The sequence below is a fragment of the Streptomyces sp. NPDC048479 genome (genome assembly GCF_040651435.1).
Lineage (GTDB): Bacteria > Actinomycetota > Actinomycetes > Streptomycetales > Streptomycetaceae > Streptomyces.
Genome location: NZ_JBEZKA010000044.1, coordinates 18,183 through 38,819, shown reverse-complemented (window position 1 = coordinate 38,819; position 20,637 = coordinate 18,183). Strand labels below are relative to the sequence as shown.

18 protein-coding genes, 2 pseudogenes and 3 riboswitches are annotated in these 20,637 nt (G+C 69.3%); of the genes and pseudogenes, 13 read left to right on the top strand and 7 right to left on the bottom strand.

The window, feature by feature from the left end; genetic code table 11:
* The first annotated feature begins 186 nt into the window (after positions 1–186).
* Positions 187–2,085 (top strand): GAF domain-containing protein, encoded by a 1,899-nt coding sequence (locus AB0D12_RS37715; protein ID WP_362693593.1) that lies wholly within the window; start codon positions 187–189, stop codon positions 2,083–2,085.
* A 66-nt stretch (positions 2,086–2,151) separates the two neighbouring features.
* On the opposite strand, the gene AB0D12_RS37710 is transcribed toward AB0D12_RS37715, so the two are convergent.
* Positions 2,152–3,534 (bottom strand): MFS transporter, encoded by a 1,383-nt coding sequence (locus AB0D12_RS37710; RefSeq protein WP_362693590.1) that lies wholly within the window; start codon positions 3,532–3,534, stop codon positions 2,152–2,154.
* A gap of 370 nt (positions 3,535–3,904) precedes the next feature.
* A riboswitch (cobalamin riboswitch) is annotated at positions 3,905–4,095 on the top strand.
* Positions 4,096–4,366: 271 nt separating this feature from the next.
* Here AB0D12_RS37710 and AB0D12_RS37705 point away from each other — a divergent pair.
* Together AB0D12_RS37705 and metE are read left to right on the top strand one after the other, a co-directional pair.
* On the top strand, positions 4,367–4,966 hold the full coding sequence (locus AB0D12_RS37705) for a hypothetical protein (protein ID WP_362693587.1): 600 nt from the start codon (positions 4,367–4,369) through the stop codon (positions 4,964–4,966).
* A gap of 64 nt (positions 4,967–5,030) precedes the next feature.
* A riboswitch (cobalamin riboswitch) is annotated at positions 5,031–5,253 on the top strand.
* A 164-nt stretch (positions 5,254–5,417) separates the two neighbouring features.
* Positions 5,418–7,733, top strand: coding sequence for a 5-methyltetrahydropteroyltriglutamate--homocysteine S-methyltransferase (gene metE, locus AB0D12_RS37700; protein ID WP_362693584.1), 2,316 nt, complete (start codon positions 5,418–5,420; stop codon positions 7,731–7,733).
* A gap of 203 nt (positions 7,734–7,936) precedes the next feature.
* Here metE and AB0D12_RS37695 read toward each other — a convergent pair.
* Positions 7,937–8,399: pseudogene (locus AB0D12_RS37695) on the bottom strand (DUF4430 domain-containing protein).
* A gap of 175 nt (positions 8,400–8,574) precedes the next feature.
* Positions 8,575–8,639: riboswitch (cobalamin riboswitch) on the bottom strand.
* 436 nt (positions 8,640–9,075) lie between these two features.
* Between AB0D12_RS37695 and AB0D12_RS37690 the strand changes: the two are divergent.
* From AB0D12_RS37690 to AB0D12_RS37680, 3 genes and pseudogenes are all read left to right on the top strand, one after another.
* A complete protein-coding gene (locus AB0D12_RS37690; RefSeq protein ID WP_362693581.1) occupies positions 9,076–9,390 on the top strand; it encodes a DUF6400 family protein in 315 nt (104 codons plus the stop codon).
* Positions 9,377–9,634, top strand: coding sequence for a hypothetical protein (locus tag AB0D12_RS37685; protein WP_362693578.1), 258 nt, complete (start codon positions 9,377–9,379; stop codon positions 9,632–9,634). The genes AB0D12_RS37690 and AB0D12_RS37685 overlap by 14 nt, the downstream gene beginning before the upstream one ends.
* Positions 9,635–9,728: 94 nt before the next feature.
* Positions 9,729–9,959 (top strand): annotated as a pseudogene (locus AB0D12_RS37680) (hypothetical protein); the annotation flags it as partial.
* A gap of 543 nt (positions 9,960–10,502) precedes the next feature.
* Here AB0D12_RS37680 and AB0D12_RS37675 read toward each other — a convergent pair.
* Positions 10,503–10,919 (bottom strand): ATP-binding protein, encoded by a 417-nt coding sequence (locus tag AB0D12_RS37675; RefSeq protein ID WP_362693575.1) that lies wholly within the window; start codon positions 10,917–10,919, stop codon positions 10,503–10,505.
* Positions 10,920–11,095: 176 nt separating this feature from the next.
* On the opposite strand from AB0D12_RS37675, the gene AB0D12_RS37670 reads away from it, so the two are divergent.
* Positions 11,096–11,863 (top strand): IclR family transcriptional regulator, encoded by a 768-nt coding sequence (locus AB0D12_RS37670; protein ID WP_362693572.1) that lies wholly within the window; start codon positions 11,096–11,098, stop codon positions 11,861–11,863.
* A 44-nt stretch (positions 11,864–11,907) separates the two neighbouring features.
* Entirely contained in the window at positions 11,908–13,422 is a 1,515-nt protein-coding gene (glpK, locus tag AB0D12_RS37665) for a glycerol kinase GlpK (RefSeq protein WP_362693569.1), read from the top strand.
* Between the two features lie 56 nt (positions 13,423–13,478).
* Here glpK and AB0D12_RS37660 read toward each other — a convergent pair whose 3' ends face one another.
* The 4 genes from AB0D12_RS37660 to AB0D12_RS37645 form a co-directional block, all read right to left on the bottom strand.
* Positions 13,479–14,624, bottom strand: a complete 1,146-nt coding sequence (locus AB0D12_RS37660) for a sugar ABC transporter permease (protein ID WP_362693602.1) — start codon at positions 14,622–14,624, stop codon at positions 13,479–13,481.
* A 143-nt stretch (positions 14,625–14,767) separates the two neighbouring features.
* Entirely contained in the window at positions 14,768–15,559 is a 792-nt protein-coding gene (locus AB0D12_RS37655) for an ATP-binding cassette domain-containing protein (protein WP_362693566.1), read from the bottom strand.
* A gap of 73 nt (positions 15,560–15,632) precedes the next feature.
* A complete protein-coding gene (locus tag AB0D12_RS37650; RefSeq protein WP_362693563.1) occupies positions 15,633–16,733 on the bottom strand; it encodes a substrate-binding domain-containing protein in 1,101 nt (366 codons plus the stop codon).
* Positions 16,734–17,022: 289 nt separating this feature from the next.
* A complete protein-coding gene (locus AB0D12_RS37645; RefSeq protein ID WP_362693561.1) occupies positions 17,023–17,841 on the bottom strand; it encodes a transcriptional regulator in 819 nt (272 codons plus the stop codon).
* 126 nt (positions 17,842–17,967) lie between these two features.
* On the opposite strand from AB0D12_RS37645, the gene AB0D12_RS37640 reads away from it, so the two are divergent.
* The 5 genes from AB0D12_RS37640 (at position 17,968) to AB0D12_RS37620 (ending at position 20,631) form a co-directional block, all read left to right on the top strand.
* Entirely contained in the window at positions 17,968–18,513 is a 546-nt protein-coding gene (locus AB0D12_RS37640) for a DUF2231 domain-containing protein (protein WP_362693558.1), read from the top strand.
* A gap of 67 nt (positions 18,514–18,580) precedes the next feature.
* Entirely contained in the window at positions 18,581–19,009 is a 429-nt protein-coding gene (locus AB0D12_RS37635) for a hypothetical protein (protein WP_362693555.1), read from the top strand.
* An 81-nt stretch (positions 19,010–19,090) separates the two neighbouring features.
* The gene (locus tag AB0D12_RS37630; protein WP_362693552.1) at positions 19,091–19,213 is read left to right on the top strand and encodes a hypothetical protein; all 123 of its coding nucleotides are present in this window, start codon (positions 19,091–19,093) and stop codon (positions 19,211–19,213) included.
* A 60-nt stretch (positions 19,214–19,273) separates the two neighbouring features.
* Positions 19,274–19,630 carry an ArsC/Spx/MgsR family protein gene (locus AB0D12_RS37625; protein WP_362693549.1) on the top strand — a complete coding sequence of 119 codons (357 nt, stop codon included), beginning with the start codon at positions 19,274–19,276 and terminating at the stop codon, positions 19,628–19,630.
* A 170-nt stretch (positions 19,631–19,800) separates the two neighbouring features.
* Positions 19,801–20,631: a ZIP family metal transporter gene (locus AB0D12_RS37620; RefSeq protein ID WP_362693546.1), complete on the top strand. Its 831-nt coding sequence runs from the start codon at positions 19,801–19,803 to the stop codon at positions 20,629–20,631.
* Positions 20,632–20,637: the final 6 nt, after the last annotated feature.

The following is a 20,637-nucleotide window of genomic DNA, read 5'->3' as shown; positions in this document are numbered from 1 at the left end:
GCGGTGAAGAATTCGACACCTCCACCACACACGGAGGCCTTCGCCATGATCAAGACCCGTGCGTGTCAACAACGCTCGTGATCAATACAACTAGGGCAACACGCCCTGGGGTCCTCCGCTTGTCCACAACGGCTTCGTTGTCCACAGGGCTGGTGCGAACGCCCGTACGGCAGGAATCCTGTGTTCATGTCCCACGATCAAGCCTCCTACCTGGAGCTCCTCGCACGCGGTGCCGACGCGGAGGCATACGACCGGCCGGCGCTGCTCGCCCGCGCGAGCGGCGCCGGGGCCGAGTCGGTCGCCTCCCTCGAGCACGCCAAACAGCTCGCGCTGCGGGTGCGTGCCGAGCTGGAGGGGCGGCGCCGCCGCGAGGCCGAGCTCTCCGCGCTCTTCGAGACCGCGCACGACCTGGCAGGTCTGCGTGATCTCGACGCCGTGCTGAGAGCAATCGTGCAGCGCGCCCGCTCGCTGCTGGGCACGGAAGTCGCCTATCTGAGCCTCAACGACCCGGCAGCGGGCGACACCTATATGCGGGTCACCGAGGGGTCGGTGTCGGCGCGCTTCCAGCAGCTGCGGCTTGGCATGGGGGAGGGGCTCGGCGGTCTCGTCGCCCAGACAGCCCGTCCGTATGTCACCGACAGCTATTTCGACGACGCGCGGTTCGAGCACACAAGGACGATCGACACGGCCGTGAGCGACGAGGGCCTGGTCGCCATCCTTGGAGTGCCGCTGATGCTCGGCAGCCAGGTCATCGGCGTGCTCTTCGCCGCCGACCGCCGCGCCAGGGTCTTCGAACGGGAACAGGTCGCGCTGCTCGGCTCCTTCGCCGCTCATGCCGCCGTCGCCATCGACACCGCGAACCTGCTGGCGGAGACCCGCTCGGCGCTCGCCGAGCTGGAGCGGGCCAACGAGATCATCCGCGACCACAGCGGCGTCATCGAGCGTGCCTCGGAGGTCCACGACCGGCTGACCGAGGTGGTGCTGCGAGGCGGAGGTGTCCATGATGTGGCCGCCGCGCTCTCCGAAGTCCTGGACGGAACGGTCGAGTTCACGGACACCGACCTCGAAGCCACCGGCACCGACGGCCGGGCAGTGCGGCACGGGCAGGACTGGGTGGCCGCGGTATCGGCGGGCGGCGAGCTGCTGGGTGCCCTGGTGCTCCGCAACCATCCCGAGCTCGACCCCGTCGACCAGCGCACCATGGAGCGCGCGGCCATGGTCACCTCTCTGCTGCTGCTCGCCCGGCGTTCCGCCCACGACGCCGAACAGCGAGTACGGGGCGAACTCCTCGACGATCTCCTCGACGCACCGGACCGGGACCCCCGACTGCTGCGGGAGCGGGCGGCGCGGCTGCAGGCCGACCTCGACGCACCGCATGTGGTGCTGGCCGTCCGGATCGACGGACCCGACTCGGGCACCTCGGGCGCCTCCGACCGTGAGACCGCGGACCGCCGGACCGCGGACCGGCAGCGACTGTGGTCCGCCGCCTCTCACTTGGCCGCGACCCGCTCGGGCCTGGCCGCAGCCCGTGACGGCGGCACCGTACTGCTGCTTCCGCTCGGCCCCGACGACAGCGCGGCCGACCTCGCCCGCCAGACGTCCAGACAACTGAGCGGAACCGTACGGGAGTCGGTCACCGTCGGCGCGTCCGCGCCCGTTCTGGCGGCCGCCGGCGATCCGAGCCCGATAGCCGGGGCGTACGCACAGGCGCGGCGCTGCCTAGACGCCCTGCGGCTGCTCGGCCGCTCAGGCCAGGGCGCGGCCGCGCAGGACCTGGGATTCCTCGGCCTGCTACTGGCCGACCCCGGCGACATCGACGGTTTCGTACGGCGCACGATGGGCGAGGTCGTCGACTACGACCGGCGGCGCGGCACCGACCTGGTTCGTACGCTCGACGCGTACTTCGCGAGCGGTATGAGCCCGGCCCGTACCAAGGACGATCTGCATGTTCATGTGAACACCGTCGCTCAGCGCCTGGAACGCATAGGCCGGCTGCTCGGCCCCGACTGGCAGTCTCCGGCCAGGTCGCTGGAGATCCAGCTCGCGCTGCGCCTGCATGCGATGTCCGCGGCCGTCGTCCACTGAACGCGCCACCGCGCGGACCCTCCTCGGGGTCCACGCGGTGTGTTCGATCCGTGCAGCCTTCGCCCGTCAGGCAGTCTGCGCATCCGCCGGCCGGGTCGCCGGGGTGCTCTCCACCGGCTCAGCCTCGACAGCGGCCAGATCACGGTGCCGGGTCTCCCTCGCGCAGCCGATGGCCACCACGGTGAGCAGTGCCGCGGCGATGACGTACAAGGCGATGGGCGTCGACGAGTCGTAGTCGGCGAGCAGCGCGGTCGCGATCAACGGCGCGGGCGCACCGGCCGCGACGGAGGAGAACTGCGCACCGATGGAGGCCCCGGAGTACCGCATGCGCGTCGCGAACATCTCGGCGAAGAAGGCCGCCTGCGGCGCGTACATCGCCCCGTGCAGAACGAGTCCCACCGTGACGGCGAGCAGCAGACTGCCGAAGCTGCCCCGGTCGATGAGCGCGAAGAAGGGGAACATCCAGGCACCGACCCCGATCGCACCGATGAGATACACGGGCCTGCGCCCGATGCGGTCCGACAGAGCGCCCCACGCCGGGATCACCACGAAGTGCACGGCAGAGGCGATGAGTACGGCATTGAGTGCGGTCTGCTTGCTCAGCTCCACAGCGGTCGTCGCGTACACCAGGATGAACGCGGTGATCACGTAGTAACTGATGTTCTCCGCCATCCGCGCCCCCATGGCCACCAGCACGTCGCGCCAGTGATGCCGCAGCACAGAGACGAGCGGCATCTTCTCGACCTGGCCCGCTGCCGCCTTGCGCTCCTCGGCCTGCGCCAACGCCGCCTTGAAGACCGGTGATTCATCGACAGAGAGACGAATCCACAAACCGACGACCACCAGAACACCGGAGAGCAGGAACGGTACGCGCCAGCCCCACGAGGTGAACGCGGCGTCCGACAGCAGTGCGGTGAGCGCGGAGAGCACCCCAGTGGCGAGCAACTGCCCGGCAGGCGCGCCCGTCTGCGGCCACGAGGCCCAGAACCCGCGTCGCTTGGCGTCACCGTGCTCCGACACCAGCAGCACGGCACCACCCCACTCACCACCGAGAGCGAATCCCTGCACCAGCCGCAGCACGGTGAGCAGTACGGGCGCGGCGGTACCGACAGTTGCGTGCGTCGGCAGCAGCCCGATGGCGAAGGTCGCCCCGCCCATCAGCAGCAGACTCAGCACCAGCAGCTTCTTGCGGCCGAGCCGGTCGCCGTAGTGCCCGAAGACGAGCGCCCCGAGCGGGCGGGCGGCGAACCCGACGGCGTACGTCAGGAACGACAGCAGGGTTCCGACGAGCGGGTCGGAGCCAGGGAAGAACAGCTTGTTGAAGACCAGCGCGGCGGCCGATCCGTAGAGGAAGAAGTCGTACCACTCGATGGTGGTGCCGATGAGGCTCGCGGCGACGATGCGCTTGAGTGAACTGGGAGCTGGTGGAGCGGTTGCGGGGGCGGCCATGGACACCACTTCCGGACAGTTGGCGGGGACGTTTCCGTGTCGCCACACCGTAGGAAGACGCAGGTCAGGGGCACATGTGGTGGGACACCACAGTTCGGAGGGTCAGTGTGCGCGCGAACACCATGATGGGAGTGCGGGGGCCACCACGGCTTTGTGGACAAGTGGGCCGTGGTGCGCATCGCGAGCAGTGCTTCGAAGGCATGCTGCTGCACCAGTTGGTGGACCGGCGAGCGGACCATGGGACCTGGGGTGCTGTTGGTGCATCGAACGGGCCGTGGCGGTCTCGGCGACCACCTCACGACCCGGACGCCCGTTCCTGCCGTAGGTGACAGTTCGCCTTGGTCGGCCGTGCATTGGGCGTATGAACCGGTGCTCCCTTCTGCGATGATGTCACGCGAAAAGGCGTCGGCGGAACGAGGAAGCCGGTGTGAATCCGGCGCGGTCCCGCCACTGTGATCGGCGAGCGGATCCCGAACAGACCACTGCCCGGATGCGGCTGGGAAGGCCGGGACGAGCGACGACCCGAGAGCCAGAAGACTCACGCGGTCGCCTCCTCGATCGAGCTGGGGCGGATCTCCCCAGAGGGGAGAACGAGTCTGTATGCCCATGCGGCCATTGCCGGTCGATCGGGTTCCGTGTCAGCGCCCGCCTCGAAGGCCCCCGCGGCAGCTGCCTCGCGGCGTCCCCGGGCATCGCTGCCGCCGGTGTCCGCGCGGGCCCGGCCGCTTCGCACGGTGAACGAACTCCCCGGTAACGCGGGTAAGTTGATCGGCCGTGTCGCGGAGGTCGCCGCACTGACCGCGCCCCCCACGATGCTGTCACCGTCGCGACGGTGGACGGGCCTGCCGGGGTCGGGAAGACATCACTGCTGGTGCACGCGGCGTGGACGCTTCGCCCCCAACACCCGGACGCCGTCCTCTTCCTCGATCGGCTCACGCACCACTCACCGGAGGGCGACCGGCCCTTGACGAAGCGGCTGCTCCAGCGGCTGCTGCGCACGCTCGGCATGGCCGACGCGGACGTTCCCCAGGATCGCGACGACCTGATCGCCGCATGGCGCGACGCCACCAGCGGGCTGCGGCTGCTGCTCGTGCTCGACGACGTGGGAAGCGCCGCGCAGGTGCGGCCACTGCTGCCTGCCGGTCCGGGCAGCCGCGTACTGGTGGCGGGATGGGCGCAGCCGAGTGCGGCGGCGGCGCTCGTTGGCGGCGCTGCCTCTTGCGCCGCGTCCCGCGCGGAGTTCCAGCAGGGCGAGCTGGTGGGGTCGGCGTCGGTGCTGCACCGACCGCGCCTCTGCCCGTTCGGCGGGCCGGGCGTCGGCCAGCCGGAACTCCGAGCATTGGCGGCGCGGATGGCGCGGGAGGAGCGGCGGCGTTCCGCCTCCGCAGCGCCTGCCGGAACCTGGCCGGCGACCCGCTGCTGCTGGCGTTGACACGGCCGCGCAGATCACCGTCCGGAATGTGAACAGCTGTATTCGTACTCAAGGGCTGCCCTCTAGGCTGGCCGTTGCAGCTGGTTCGCCCTGTCAGCCAGGCAGGAGCGTCGCAAGAGGGAACCCGGTGAAAATCCGGGACTGCCCCGCAGCGGTGAGCGGGAACGACCGCCGTCATACGCACTGGACCCGGCCGGGTCTGGGAAGCGACGGCCAGTAGGAGTCCGCCGGGAGACCGGCAGACGTGCCCGCGAGTCCGAAGACCTGCCCGTTGCCCGTACGCGACTCGATCGCGTGCGGAGATCCCGGTGACCTCGAGGGCGGGTCGGCGTACATACCAGACGGACGGCCGCGCGCACGGCGCGAGACCGTGCCGTCCGGTTCGTCACCCCTTCGCGTTCTCTGCCCGTCGCCGGGTTCCACAGGAGACATACTCGCGAAGGAGAGTTCCGTGACCAGTTTGTCCACAGCCGCGGCAGCACGGGCCACCGTGTACGGCTACCCCCGTCAGGGCCAGAACCGTGAACTGAAGAAGGCCATCGAGGGCTACTGGAAGGGCCGCGTCACCGCTGCAGCCCTCCGGGAGACCGCCGCCGAGCTGCGCCGTGCCAACTGGCAGCAGCTCACCGAAGCCGGCATCCACGAGGTCCCGACCGGCGACTTCTCGTACTACGACCACGTCCTGGACACCAGCGTCATGGTCGGCGCGATCCCTGCCCGCCACCGTGCCGCCGTCGAGGCAGGCTCCCTGGACGGCTACTTCGCGATGGCACGCGGCACCCATGATGTCGCGCCGCTGGAGATGACCAAGTGGTTCGACACCAACTACCACTACCTGGTCCCCGAACTCGGCCCCGACACCGTCTTCACCGCCGACTCCTCCAAGCAGGTCGCCGAGCTCAAGGAAGCCGTCGCGCTCGGCCACACCGCCCGCCCGGTGCTGGTCGGACCGGTCACCTATCTGCTGCTGGCCAAACCCGCCCCCGGCGTTGCCGCCGACTTCGAGCCGATCACTCTGCTGGACCGACTGCTGCCGGTGTACGCCGAGGTGCTGTCCGACCTGCGGGCCGCCGGCGCCGAGTGGGTGCAGCTGGACGAGCCCGCCCTTGTACAGGACCGCACCCGCGCGGACCTGAACGCCGCGGCCCGCGCCTACCGCGACCTCGGTGGTCTCGACGACCGGCCCAAGCTGCTCGTCGCCTCCTACTTCGACCGGCTCGGCGAAGCCCTGCCCATCCTCGCCAAGGCCCCCGTCGACGGTCTCGCGCTGGACTTCACCGAAGCCGCCGCGGCCAATCTCGACGACCTGGCCGCGGTCGGCGGGCTGCCCGGCAAGCGCCTGGTCGCCGGAGTCGTCAACGGCCGCAACATCTGGATCAACGACTTCGAGAAGTCCCTGTCCACGCTGGGCACCCTGCTCGGCCTGGCAGGCCAGGTCGACGTCGCCGCCTCCTGCTCGCTGCTGCATGTCCCGCTCGACAGCTCCGCCGAGCGGGACATCGACCCGCAGATCGCCCGCTGGCTCGCCTTCGCCCGGCAGAAGACCGCCGAGATCGTCGCCCTCGCCCGCGGTCTCGCCCAGGGCACCGACACCATCGCGGCCGAACTCGCCGCCAACCGCGCCGATCTCACCTCCAGGGCGGGCTCGGCGATCACACGTGACCCGGCGGTGCGCGCCCGGGCAGCCGCGGTCACTGACACGGACGGCCGCCGTTCCCAGCCGTACCCCGAGCGGGCCGCCGCGCAGCGTGCCCACCTCGGCCTGCCGCTGCTGCCCACGACGACCATTGGCTCCTTCCCCCAGACGACCGAACTGCGCACCGCCCGGTCCGATCTGCGTGCGGGAAGGATCGACACCGCCGGCTACGAGGGGCGCATCGAGGCGGAGATCCGCGAGGTCATCTCCTTCCAGGAGAAGACCGGTATCGACGTCCTGGTGCACGGCGAGCCCGAACGCAACGACATGGTGCAGTATTTCGCCGAGCAGCTGACGGGGTATCTCGCCACTGAGCACGGCTGGGTCCAGTCGTACGGCACCCGCTACGTCCGCCCGCCGATCCTGGCCGGCGACATCGCACGCCCCGAACCGATGTCGATCCGCTGGACGTCGTACGCCCAATCGCTGACCGACCGCCCCGTCAAGGGTATGCTCACCGGCCCGGTCACGATGCTCGCCTGGTCCTTCGTCCGCGACGATCAGCCGCTCGGCGACACCGCACGCCAGGTCGCCCTCGCCCTGCGCGACGAGGTCAACGACCTGGAGGCAGCGGGTAGTTCGGTGATCCAGGTCGACGAGCCCGCGCTGCGCGAAACCCTCCCGCTTCGGGCCGCCGACCACGGCGTGTACCTGGCCTGGGCGACGGAGGCGTTCCGCCTCGCCACAAGTGGCGTGCGCCCGGACACTCAGATCCACACCCATATGTGCTACGCCGAGTTCGGCGACATCGTCCAGGCCATCGACGACCTCGACGCCGACGTCATCAGCTTGGAGGCAGCCCGCTCCCACATGCAGGTCGCACGCGAACTCGCCGCTCACGGCTACCCGCGCGAGGCCGGCCCCGGCGTCTACGACATCCACTCCCCGCGCGTGCCCAGCGCTGACGAAGCAGCAGCCCTGCTCCGCAAGGGACTCGAAGCGATTCCGGCCGAACGTCTGTGGGTCAACCCGGACTGCGGCCTGAAGACCCGCGGCTGGGCGGAGACCAAGGCGTCCCTCGAGCACCTGGTTGCGGCGGCTCACGAGGTCAGGGCTGAGCTTCGGACCTAGGTTTCCTGACTTGAAGGCGGGTGCCGGAGTGGTGGACCGATGTACCCCGCTCCGGCACCCGGACAGGAGGGGGGTGCCTACCTCGGCACACCTGACGAACTCCCCGTCTCAGGGCGCCTGTCCGAAGTCGCGGACCACATCAGTGAACCGCGCCCCAAGCCCCTTCCCGCCATTGCTGGACCAGAGACGTATCTGCTGCGTCTTCATGAAGGTGCGACGGAGGCCGAGCGCGCCGGGCAGCCGCCGACCGGGGTCGGCGTGCCGTTCACTGAGATGTTCCAGTACGCCGAGGACCCGCCGCTGACTTTCTTGATGGTGTCGACGGAGAAGTCGTCGAACGACGGGTACCAGGTGCCATCCCAGGCGAAGTGTCTCTTCCGGGCCGCATCGTCCAGAGCGGCGGTCGGAGTGGCACCCGGGGTCAGGTTCTGGCCTCCGTTGGTCCCGTCGCACTTGTGGGTACCACCGGTGACGGGTGACGTCGTGGCCCTTCGTTCTGATGCTGCCCTTGAAGAGCGTTCCGTCGGGGCCCTGCACCGTCAGATTCACTTTGACGGGCGCGTTGGGTCCGGTCGGTTTCGCTTGGGCGACGGCGGGCGCAGTGGTGAGGGCGAGGCCGAGGACAGCGGTCGATATCACGGCGCGGCGGACGAATGTCTGGCGCATGGTGGTGCCCTTCTGGCGAGAGCGGAGTCTGCCGCGCCTCCCTCGCCCACACGTGACACGACGAACCCCTGACACGCGTTCCGTTACGGAAGCGGCAGGGGCCGGCCAACCAGGGGCTCGAGGCTCCACGCTGCAGACCATGGCAGTGAGAAGCGGTGCGCGCAGCACGCTTGGCTCTCCGACTGGCAGCGCGGATGCGCTGCACACGGTTGCAGGTCAGTGCCGGATTCCCACCGGCTTTCCCCAGTCGCGTACGTATTCAGTTCTCGCTCCGAGTCCTGACCGGAGCAGGCGGACGGTATGCCCGACTGCGCCGCTCTCTCAGCAAAACGCGCTTTCTCCTGACATTCGAGTCGCGCGGCTCTCGGCCGCCGCGGCACCCGGCACCCAGGTGGTGTGGCGCGACGCGACCACCGGCATCAGCGACGTGGTGACGCGGAAGCGGCCGAGCGGCAGGTGCGGCTGACCGACACAAGGGGAGCCCTGTGTCAGTCGCACGACACGCACCAGCGCCCCTGCTGACCGCCCAGGCGCCCCGTGCAAGCAGCCGCACGACGAGCGCCCGGGTGACACTCGTCCCGGGTCCACCTTCGGGTGCCGCCGCGGTCGCCGACCTGTTGTGACTTCTCCCACCTGCTCTTGCCGGAGCGCGGATGGCTTACCTACGTTCGGTCGCATGTCCTCCCATGGCCCCACCCTTCCTGGCGAACCGGACGAACCCGCCTCAGCGAGCAGGCCCGCGGCGGACCGACCTGGCACCCCCGCACCGGTCGACTTCGCCGTCGACCTGGGCTCACACGAAATGCTCCGGCGGACTCATGTCCTGGCCGCTCTCGGCCCCGACTGGGACCCCGTCGCGGCACTGTGCGGCGAGGAAGAGGCGTATGAGCTGCTGTACTCCGGCCTCAGCGCGGAGCAGCAGCGCCTGTACGACGAGCTGGTCTCGGCCGGTGTGCTCCCGCGGAGAGGGGGCGGCCATGCTGCCGCTTGACCCGCAGGCCGACATCGGGCGCCGCGCCTGGGTGGCCTGTCCGAACTGCGACGACCGCCGCGGGTGCGCCACTTGCGAACAGGGGCGTACATGCTCCGAGCACTGGCGCTACATGCTCTCCAACACCGGCAGCCTGCTCCACCTGCAGTGCCCGTCGTGCACCCACATCTGGACACACGAGACCTATTTCGGCGCCACCCGCTCGCCCTGGGAGCGGATCACCCGCGGCCTGTGGCGACAGTGATCATTTAGGGCTGCCGGCGGAGCGGCGAGTGCGTCAGGGTTCCCTCCTCCCAACGCATTGAAGGACGAACCATCGTGCACCATCTCGCCCCGAGCGCCCGGCCCAAGGGCGTCAACGGGGCTTTGTCGTCCTCCCATGGCGCTGGCTGGTCGAGCAGACCACGGGCTGGATCATGCAGGCCCGCCGGAACGCGCGCGACTACGAGGGGCTTCCACAGCAGTCCGAAGCCCACCTGACCTGGGTACTCATCGCGCTGGTGACCAGGCGCCCGACCCGAACCGGCCCTCGCACCGACAACCGGTCGAAGACACCGGCCGGGCCATGACGCACGAACCCGTCGCACTGGCTCTGTCGCGCAGAGATCGTGGACACCGCCCTGCTCGGCGGACCGATCCCCGACACGGCCGCCATCCGAATCCGCTCCCGCCAGGCCGCGAACGACCTGCCGGCCCTTGCCGAGGCCGGACGGCTGTGAGCCGACGACGGAATCTCCGCGAGCACGAGCCGGAGACGGTCGCCGGGCTGGTGTTGGAGCTGTGCGACAGCGTGCGGTGACCCGATCGTGAACAACTGACGATGAGTCAGATCCCATGCCGGCTGGTCCTCTTGGCCACCATCACCGACCAACGTCGTTCGCCCGTGCGCCCGGAGCGCAAGGAGGTGTGCAGGACGTCCAGGTCGGTGCCGGTGGCCACCCATGGCCCGAACTGCCTTGTGCTGTATTCCGGCCGCGTCGTCGATGATCTCCGACGCATGCGGTTAGGCAGCACGACGTCGGCCGGCCGGCGGGTCTGCGCGCCCGCCTGGCGTTTCCGGGTCCCGTTCCCGGCGTCCGGGCTGGGATTCCGGGCTTTTCCGGGCTGTCCTCCTACGCTGCGAGGAGATCCGCCCAGTAGGTGATCCCGCCGGTATGGGCGCGTATGCCATGGCGGGCCGACAGGGCGGTGACTATGGCGATTCCCCGGCCGTGCTCGTCCGGGACAGCCCACTGCCTGGCTGGGAGCGCGAGTCCCGCGTCGGTGACTTCGACGCGCACGGCTCTTCGTTCGTCGACGCGGACCCACGACAACCGCAGCGTCGCCGGTGGCAGGGCGTGGACGAGCGCATTGGTCAGCAGCTCCGAGACCACCACGAGCGCATCCATGGTGACGTCCGGGGAAAGGCCCCACTCCGCGAGCACCGCGCGGACACGCCCGCGTACGACCGAGACAGCCCCCGGGGAATGCGGCACGGGACAGAAATGATCGACTGCCTCGCGGGCCACTGTGCTGAGCTGAGCCGCCATCTGCCCTCCTCGGCGTAGCGCTGCCGGCGGGACGCCGACCTCAACGCACGCTAGGGAGCGATGTGAGGCCGGTCAATAAACAGCGGTCGGCATTACCGAACGTTCTACCTGGATCCTGAAAAATCACCTCATCATGCGCCGCCGTAGACCGGCAAAGGCGGGCATAGAATCGCTATATGGCCGGTCCGGTCCAGTCCATCGAACGGGCGGCGGCAATTCTGCGCCTGCTCGCGGGCGGCCCGCGTCGGCTCGGACTGGGCGAAGTGGCCGCGTCGCTGGGGCTGGCGAAGGGCACTGCCCACGGCATTCTGCGCACCTTGCAGCACGTAGATTTTGTGGAGCAGGACGCGGCCACGGGAAAGTACCAGCTCGGGGCGGCGCTGCTCCACCTCGGCACCAGTTACCTCGACGTCAACGAGCTGCGGTCGCGCTCGATCAACTGGGCCGACGCCCTGGCCGCCCGCAGCGGGGAGGCAGTCCGCCTGGGCACCCCCCTGGAGGGCAGGGTGCTCATCGTCCACCACGTCTTCCGGCCGGACGACACGCTCCAGACCCTGGACGTGGGCGCGCTGCTGCCGCTGCACGCCTCCTCGCTCGGCAAGGTCCTGCTGGCCTTCGGCACCGCGACCGTGGAGTCGGCGCTCGACGCCGGGCTGGATGCGTACACCCGGCACACCCTGGTTGTCCCGGAGGAGCTCAGCCGAGCACTCGCCGAGATCCGGGAGATCGGATGGGCGGCCGAGGTTCAGGAGATGAGCATGGGCGAGGCCGGCGTCGCCGCGCCCATCCGGGGGCACGGGGGTCTCGTGGTGGGCTCCATCGGTGTGTCCGGCCCGATCGAGCGGGTCTGTGATGCCCGGGGCCGGCCTCAGCTCGCCCTGATCACCCTGCTCCGTGAGGCCGCACGGGCGATCTCCAGAGACCTGGGGGCGGCCCGCTGGTAGGTCCCACCACCGAATCCTCGACGCATCGGAAGGCGGTCCGGATCATGGTTGAACGGTATGTGATGTCCATTGACCAGGGCACCACCTCCACCCGTTGCATCCTGTTCGACCACCGTGGGCGGTTGGTGTCGGTGGCCCAGCGCGAGCACCAGCAGTATTTCCCGAAGCCCGGCTGGGTCGAGCACGACGCGGTCGAGATCTGGCGCAATCTGCGGCGCGTCGTGCCCGAGGCGCTGTCCGGCGTCGGCGCCGCCGGTGGAGAGGTCTCCGCCCTGGGTATCGCGAACCAGCGCGAGACCACGGTGCTCTGGGACCGGCGGACAGGCACCCCGCTGGGGAGAGCGATCGTCTGGCAGGACACCCGCACCGCTCCGCTCATCGAGGACCTGAGAAACGACCCCGGCGACGACTTCTTCCTGGACCGCTGCTGCCTGCCGCCCTCGACCTATTTCTCCGCGCCACGGATCCGCTGGCTGTTCGACCACGTCGCGGGGCTGGAACAGCGAGCCCAGGACGGCGAGGTGCTGTTCGGCACGATGGAGACCTGGCTGATCTGGAACCTCACCGGCGGGACGGCCGGCGGTCAGCACATCACCGACGCCACCAACGCCAGTCGCACGATGCTCATGAACATGCGCACGCTCACCTGGGACGAGGAACTGCTGGGGTTCTTCGGGGTCCCCCGCGCCATGCTGCCCGAGATCCGGTCCTCGGTGGAAAGCTACGGTGAGGACCGCTCGGTCCTACCGGGCATCCGCATCGCGAGCGCGCTCGGCGATCAGCAGGCTGCACTCTTCGGGCAGACGTGCTTCTCCCCGGGCGAGGCGAAGTGCACGTACGGGACCGGCAGCTTCCTGCTGCAGAACACCGGCACTGACGTCGTACGGTCCCGGAACGGGCTCCTCACCACCGTCGCGTACAAGATCGCCGACCAGCCCGCGGTCTACGCGCTGGAAGGCCCGATCGCCGTCACAGGCTCGCTGGTCCAGTGGTTCCGTGACCGTCTGGGACTGATCAGCAGCGCGCCGGAGATCGAGACCCTGGCGCGCACCGTCGAGGACAACGGCGGCTGCTACATCGTCCCGGCGTTCTCCGGTCTCTTCGCGCCCCACTGGCGCAGCGACGCACGCGGTGTCATCGTCGGCCTCACCTCGTACATCACCAAGGGGCACCTGGCCCGAGCTGCGCTGGAAGCCACCGGCTGGCAGACGCGTGAGGTCGTCGACGCCATGAACGCCGACTCCTCGCTGACCCTGAATGAGCTCAAGGTCGACGGCGGCATGACATCCGACAACCTGCTCATGCAGATCCTGGCCGACGTCCTCGACGTGCCCGTGGTGCGGCCCATGGTCGCCGAGACCGTCTCGCTGGGCGCCGCCTACGCCGCCGGGCTGGCCGTCGGCTACTGGTCGGACCTGGAAGTCCTGCGCCGCAACTGGCACCGGGCGGGCCAATGGCTGCCCGACATGGACTCCGCGCGGCGCGAATCGGAATACGACAACTGGCAGCGGGCCGTCGAGCGATCGCTGGGGTGGATCCAACCGTCGAACCGCCCTTGACGCGCAAACCATTACGCATTGTGACCGAGGCTCGGTCGAGGTCCCGGCCTGGGTGGTCAAGCCCTGCCGTGTGCCTTCTGCGAGAGGTGCGACAGCGAGTCGAGGGCCACGGCGGCGAGCAGCACACCACCGGTGATGACGGATTGCATCGGCGTCGGGATGCCCAGGAGAACCATTCCCGACGCGATGGACTGGATGACGAGTATGCCGAGCAGGACAGACCAGGTTGTACCGCGGCCGCCGAACAGGCTGACGCCGCCGATGACGGCTGCGGCGACGGCGTTGATCAGCAGGATGCTGGAGCCCGAGGTCTGGCCCACCGCGGCGACGCGTGAGGCCAGGAAGAGCCCGCCGACAGCGGCCAGCGTCCCGGACACCATGAACGCCGAGATCCGCAACCACACCACGCTGATGCCGGCTCGGCGGGCCGCCTCGGCACCCCCGCCGATGGAGAAGATCTTCCGCCCGTAGAACGTGCGGCGAAGGACGAAGTCGAGGCCGACGACGAAGGCCAGGAAGATCAGAAGAGCGAGCGGCAGGCCCTGGAAGCGGTTCAGGGTGTAGGCGGCGGCGAACGCGACCAGTGCCACCGCGCCCGTGCGCACGGCGATGACACTGAGCGGCCGGGACCGCACGCCGGCGGCCCTGCGGCGGCGTGTGTCCCGGTAGGACGCGAGGAAGAACGCGGCCACGCTGAGCGCCGCCAGCCCGTACGCGACTGCCGCGTCGTTGAAGTAGTAGCTGGTCAGCGCGTGGATCAGGCCCTGCTCGTGGAGGTTGATGGTGCCGCTCACGCCCAGGACATAGAGCATGAGGCCGTTCCAGGCCAGCAGCCCCGCCAGGGTGACGACGAACGCCGGTATGCCGATCCTGGCCGAGAAGAACCCCTGAACGGCTCCGATCGCCGCCCCGACGAGCATGGCGGCGACGATCGCCAGCCACTCCGGCAGGTCGTTGTGCACGTTCAGCACGGCGAACACCGCTGCCGTGAGCCCGCTGACGGAGGCGACCGACAGGTCCACCTCGCCGAGCAGCAGCACGAAGGCGATGCCGAGGGCGATCATGCCCGTGCCGACGATGTCCACGCTGAGGTTGGACAGGTTGCGGGGTGACAGGAACTGCTGGTGAAGGCTCTGGAAAACGGTCCAGAGCACGACGACGCAGATGATGCCGGGCAGCGATCCGAGTTCGCCGCTGCGCAGCTTGCGGGTGAAATCGCCGACGTAGCTCCTGAAACCGCCCTCGCCGCCCGCTGCCCGGCGCTCGTCGACGGCTGTGGGCACGGTACCGGCCGAATCGCCACCCGCCCCGGTGGGACGGAGATTCTCGGATGCCCGTGTCCTGTTCACATCGCTCCCTCCGCCGCCCGGTCGCGATGGGTTACGGCGTTGTCGGTGGCGCCGGTGATGGAGGAGACGATCTGCTCCTGGGACGTGGTCGGCACGCTGAAGAAACCATTGTTGCGACCGAGGTGCAGCACCGCGACCCGGTCTGCGACGGCCTTGACGTCACCCAGGTTGTGGGTGACGAGGAGAACGCCGACCCCGCGTTCCCGCAGCCGGTCGATCAGGTCGAGGAAATGGATGGTCTGCCTGACGCCCAGCGCAGCGGTCGGTTCATCGAGGATGAGCATCTTGGGTTCGCTGAGAAGAGCGCGGGCGATCGCGACCGTCTGGCGTTGGCCCGCGGAGAGGGAGGCGACGGGGACGCGGACGCTGGGGATATGTATGGAGAGGGTGTCCAGCAGGTCCAGTTCCCCGGCACGGCGCTCCATGGACACCTCGTCGAGGATTCCGGTCCTGCCGATCTCGTGGCCGAGGAAGAGATTGCCGACGACATCGAGGGTTTCGCACAACGCGAGGTCCTGGTAGACGCCGGCGATGCCCAGGCCTTGGGCATCGCGGGGGCGAGTGATCCGGACGGGACGGCCGTTCCACTCGATGACACCCTCGTCGGCGGGGGCGACGCCGGTGATCACCTTGATCAGGGTGGACTTGCCCGCGCCGTTGTCGCCCACCAGGGCGACGACTTCTCCGGCATGGATCTCCAGCTCGACGTCCGTGAGTGCCCAGACAGCGCCGAACCGTTTGCTGACTCCGCGCAGCGCCAGCAGGGGTGTGCTCCGCACATGAACCACCTCCTTTGTCCGTCCCGTCTCTCCCGGCCGGATTGATGCCGCACGACGTGCGGGAGGTGCGGCGTCGGGCTGCCTATTCGGTGAGTCCGGCTTTCCGGCACGCGGCTTCGATCGTCGGAGTGCAGATCTGGCCGACCGTGTAAAGGCCGCTTTTGACGACCGTGTCCTTGATCGTGCCGACGGTTACGGGGACGAGGGGGCCCAGGACGGCCGGAATCTCCTTGCTTGTGTCATTGCTGACACGGTCCGTCGCGATGGTGTCGAGCTTCTCGCCACGGCCCAGGGCGACGGCCATCTCGGCGGCGGCGCCGGCCTCTGCTTCGAAGGACTTGTAGACGGTGACGTACTGCTCGCCCTTGACGATCCGCCGCACGGCCGAGAGGTCGGCGTCCTGACCGGTGACGGGCGGCAGCGGCCTGATACCGGCGGCCTTGAGCGCGGTGACCACGCCACCCGCGAGCCCGTCGTTGGCCGCCAGGACGCCGTCGATCCTGTCCGCGCCCAGCTCGGCGATGGCGGCCGACATGTTCCTGAACGCGTTCTCCGGAATCCACTCGGCGGTGTAGTACGACCTGCCGATCTTCGTCTTGCCCTTGAGCGCGGAGAGCGCGCCCCTCATCAGGTCTCTCGTGTTCGGGTCGGTGGGGTCACCGTTCATCATCACGATCTGGCCGTCACGCGCCTTGGGGCCCATCGCTTTGAGGAGCTCCTCGGCCTGGATCCTGCCGATCTCCTCCGAGTCGTAGCCGGAGTAGGCCGAGATGGGGCCCTCGGCGAGACGGTCGTAGGAGACCACCGGTACGTGCGCGTCGCGGGCCCTGGTGATCGAGGAGCGGAGCGCCTTGTCGTCGACGGGATCCAGGATCAGGACCTTGGCACCGTCCGCGATCATGGATTCGATCTGCTGCTGCTGAGTGGCCACATCCGCCGAGGCGTAGGCGTGGGTCACCCTGCAGTCGGGGCACAGCGCCTTGACCTTCTCCACGATCAGGGGCTTGTCGGCGGTCGCCCAGCGAGCGGTGTGGGTGTCCGGTAGCAGCAGCCCGATCGTGAAGCCGCCACTGCCGGAGGTTCTCCCGCCCGCGTCCTCGCCTGCCTCGCCGACCGCCCCGCAGGCGGCGAGACCGGCGAGCGTGCACGCCGCTGTCACGGCGACGACAGCACGACGTCTCATGAGGCTGTGCACCGTCTGGAGCCGAACCGACATAACCACCAATGTATGAGAAAACCTGAAACAGTGACGGCCGGACGATGCGGCAGGCCCCGCGCGGTGGCAGAGCGATCACGACCCCGCAGGTCGTGCGGATCGAAGTACGTCGTCTCCGAGACGCTGGGCGACAACGAGCTGAGTGGGACAACAGCACGCGCCGCCGACAGCCTGTGGCCCGACGCCCGATTTTCCGAGGGGAGCTGTGACAGCCCGGCAGCATCTTTCGGCCCTGGCCCGCAGACCGAGGGCCCGCCTATGGCGTGGTGCCGAGGTCCGCGGGTGAAGTGCCGTGCTCCTTCGTACAGATACCGGGGCCGTCGGCGGCGGGATCCGGCGCGTTGTGGCCGCCTGACGCGGCGCGCAGCTCTACGCAGCACCGGCCCGGGCGGGGGGCCAGAACCGCGTCGATCCCGGTGGCTTCCAGTCCGGTGAGGAAGCCGTCGAGGAAGGCGTGGTTGATCCCGCACACCAGCTCGGGGGAGCGGGCGGCGAGCGGGTGGAAGGGGCAGTTGAGCAGCCGCAGCTCGGTGGGGGCTTCGCGGTGGGGCTCGAAGCCGTGCTGCTCCAGCATGGCCTCGCTGAGGGTGAGGGAGCGTTCGGGTCCCAGCCGGCCCGGACGGCTGCGGGCGCGTTCGGCGGCTCCTAGTTCCTCGCCCCGGTGGCGGGCCGTACGGAGCGCGGCAGACCGTGCGTCCTCACCCGGCTCTTCGGAAAGGACCGCATCGACGAGGATCTCCGCGAGTACGTCGGCGCGGCGCTCGGGGATGTTGATGCGGATGTCCATGGCGGCCGGCTCGTAGACCTTGGGCTTACGGCCGACCCTGCGGATGCCGCCGGGGCTGTCATAGCGGGAGCGCAGCAGCCCGGCCGCAACGAGCTTGTCCAGATGGAAGGCCGCCAGTTTGACCGAGATCCCGGCGTCGCCGGCCGCCTCTTCCCGGGTTACAGGCCGATGGGCGCGCCGGATGAAGTCGTACATCGTCCGGCGCAGGTCGTCCGCGAGGACCGAGACCGCTTCGACGCTCGCAGCGGCGGAGGGCTGAGGCGAAGCCGGAGTCAGGTCAGAGGTCATGCTGCAACAGTAACGCCAACTCAGTCGGGTGTAACTCGATAGACCCGCCTTGCTTGAGGGCGCTATTGACCTCTACCGCGAATAAGTCCAATACTGATTGGTGAAATCGATGAGAGGGGACGCGTCATGCCCAGCGAACTCCAGCAGCAGGCGAAGCGGCCGGTCAGTGCCACACTCGCCGGCCCCTACGGGCACCCGTTCCATCCGATCCTGGTCACCGTGCCGATCGGAGCGTGGGTGGGCAGCCTCGTCTTCGACATCGCCTCCCACGTCGTGGACGACCCAGACTTCCTCGCCCGGGGATCCATGTGGCTGATCGCTTTGGGGGTAATCGGCGCCCTGCTGGCGGCGATGGTCGGCTTCCTGGACCTGCTCGCCATCCCCACCGATACACGGGCCTTCCGTGTCGGTCTCATCCACATGACGCTGAACCTGCTGGTGACGGCCGCCTACGCGGGCAACTTCCTGTGGCGGCACGCCGGAGACGGACCGTCCGACAGCGTCGGCACCGGACAGCTCGTGCTGGGCGCAGTGAGCCTGGCCGTGCTCGGCGTCTCGGGATATCTGGGCGGCAAGCTCGCCTACCACTACGGCGTCCGGGTCGCGGACGAGGCGACCCAGGCCGAGGGTTTTGTTCCCGCCCACCGGCGGCCGAGCCGGCGCACCGGCTGACGACGACCACCACCGGCCGCGGCGCATCCGCACCGGCCCTCGCACCACCCAATGCTAGGAGTTCCCCATGGACATCGCCGCACTGATCACCTGGGTGATCACCGCTCTCGGCGGCTTCTACATGCTCGGCACCTGGATCTCGCGCGGCGGCGTCCGAGGCGGCACCAGCCGCCTGCCCGTCCCGATCGTCTTCGGCCACTTCGCGCTGGCCGCCATCGGCCTGGTCGTGTGGATCATCTACGTGATCGCCGACAAGGACGCGCTTGCCTGGACCGCCTTCGGCCTGCTCGTGCCCGTCGCCCTGCTCGGCTTCACGATGCTGGCCCGCTGGATCCCCGTGCGCCGGGCCCGTACCGCGGCCCCGGCGGCTGAGGGGGAGCGGTCCGAGCCTGCTGAGCGATACTTCCCCGTGCCGGTGGTCGCCGGGCACGGCCTGTTCGCCGTCGTCACCGTCGTCCTGGTCCTGCTCACCGCTCTCGGTATCGGCGGCAGCTGACATGACCCATCCACGCGCCATGTTGCACATAGCACCTGGCGACCCGAAGAGATCGATACCTGCGGCGTCACCCACACCTGCATGACTCTCCGCGGGGTCCAGGCCGCCGACTCCGGCACCCGCACCTCCAGCCTCCTGGGCACGCTGCGCAGCGGCGCCCGTTCGTGCGGCGAATACCTCCCCCTGACCGGCCTGCCCACCTGATTCGACCCCCGACCCAGGTCGTTCAGCGGCTTGTCTGAACGATCACGAGAGACCGCGTTCATGGAAATCTGGATCAACCCCGCCTGCTCCAAGTGCCAGTCGGCGCTGTCCTTGCTGGACGCGGAAGAGGCCCGCTATACGGTCCGGCACTACCTGGAGGACCCGCCGACCGTGGCGGAGCTGGAGGAGGTCCTGCAACGGTTGGGCCTGGAGCCATGGGACATCGCCCGAACCGGCGAACCGGCAGCCACCGACCTGGGCCTGACCTCCTGGCCCCGCGAGACAGCGCACCGCTCCCGGTGGATCGAGGCTCTGGCGGCCCGTCCGGTTCTGATCCAGCGGCCGATCATCACCGCCGACGAGGGAACGGGGGTGATGGCACGGACGCCGGAGTCGGTCCGGTCGGTCCTGCCGTAGCTCCGGCCCGACGCCCTACGGCGCCCCGGGCCGGCAGTCGTGCCCATGCCGCTGAGGGACGGCCGGGTCGAGATGCGGCGGATCCCCGGCAGCGCGTAGCTTATTTAGGTAAGGCTTACCTCGCCCACTGTCGCGCGGCCAGTCCCTGCGCAGCCCTACCTGGAACGGCCATGTCCGATTCGCAGATCGCTCTGCTCGGTGCTGTCGCCGGGTTCACCATTTATCTCGGCTTGCCCATCGGCCGCCTGCGCAGTCCCGCACCCCGACTGAGGGCGGGGCTCAACGCGGTTGCCATCGGCATCCTGCTCTTCCTGCTCTGGGACGTCCTCAGCGCAGCCTGGGAGCCCACCGACGCCGCGCTGAGCGACAACCACTGGGCAACAGCGGCCACCGGCAGCTTGGTGCTCACCGCCGGCCTCGCCGTCGGCCTGTGCGGCCTGGTGTACTACGACCGCTGGAGTGTGCGCCGCCGGGCTTCCGCCGCGGCTTCGTCCCAGGGCCCGGGGGCGGCAACCGCAAGCGAACTGGTCCCCACGGCCCGCTCGCGAGCCGCAAGCCTTGCCTTCATGATCGCCACTGGCATCGGCCTGCACAACTTCGCGGAAGGCCTGGCCATCGGCAACTCCGCCGCGCAGGGCGAGATCTCACTGGCCGTACTGCTGGTCATCGGTTTCGGCCTGCACAACGCGACCGAGGGCTTCGGCATTGTCGCCCCGCTGGCAGCCGAGGGAGTGCGACCCTCGTGGGGCACCCTTGCACTGCTCGGCCTGATTGGCGGCGGTCCCACCTTCGTGGGCACCCTGATCGGCCAGCAGGTGGTCAACGAAACCCTCAGCATCGCCTTCATGGGCCTGGCCGCCGGATCCATCCTCTACGTGGTCATCGAGCTGTTCGCCGTGGTTCGTCGAGCCGCGATGAAGGAGCTGACCACCTGGATGATCCTGCTGGGCCTGCTGCTCGGCTTCGCCACCGACGCCGTGGTCACCGCCGCCGGCGTGTGAACCCCG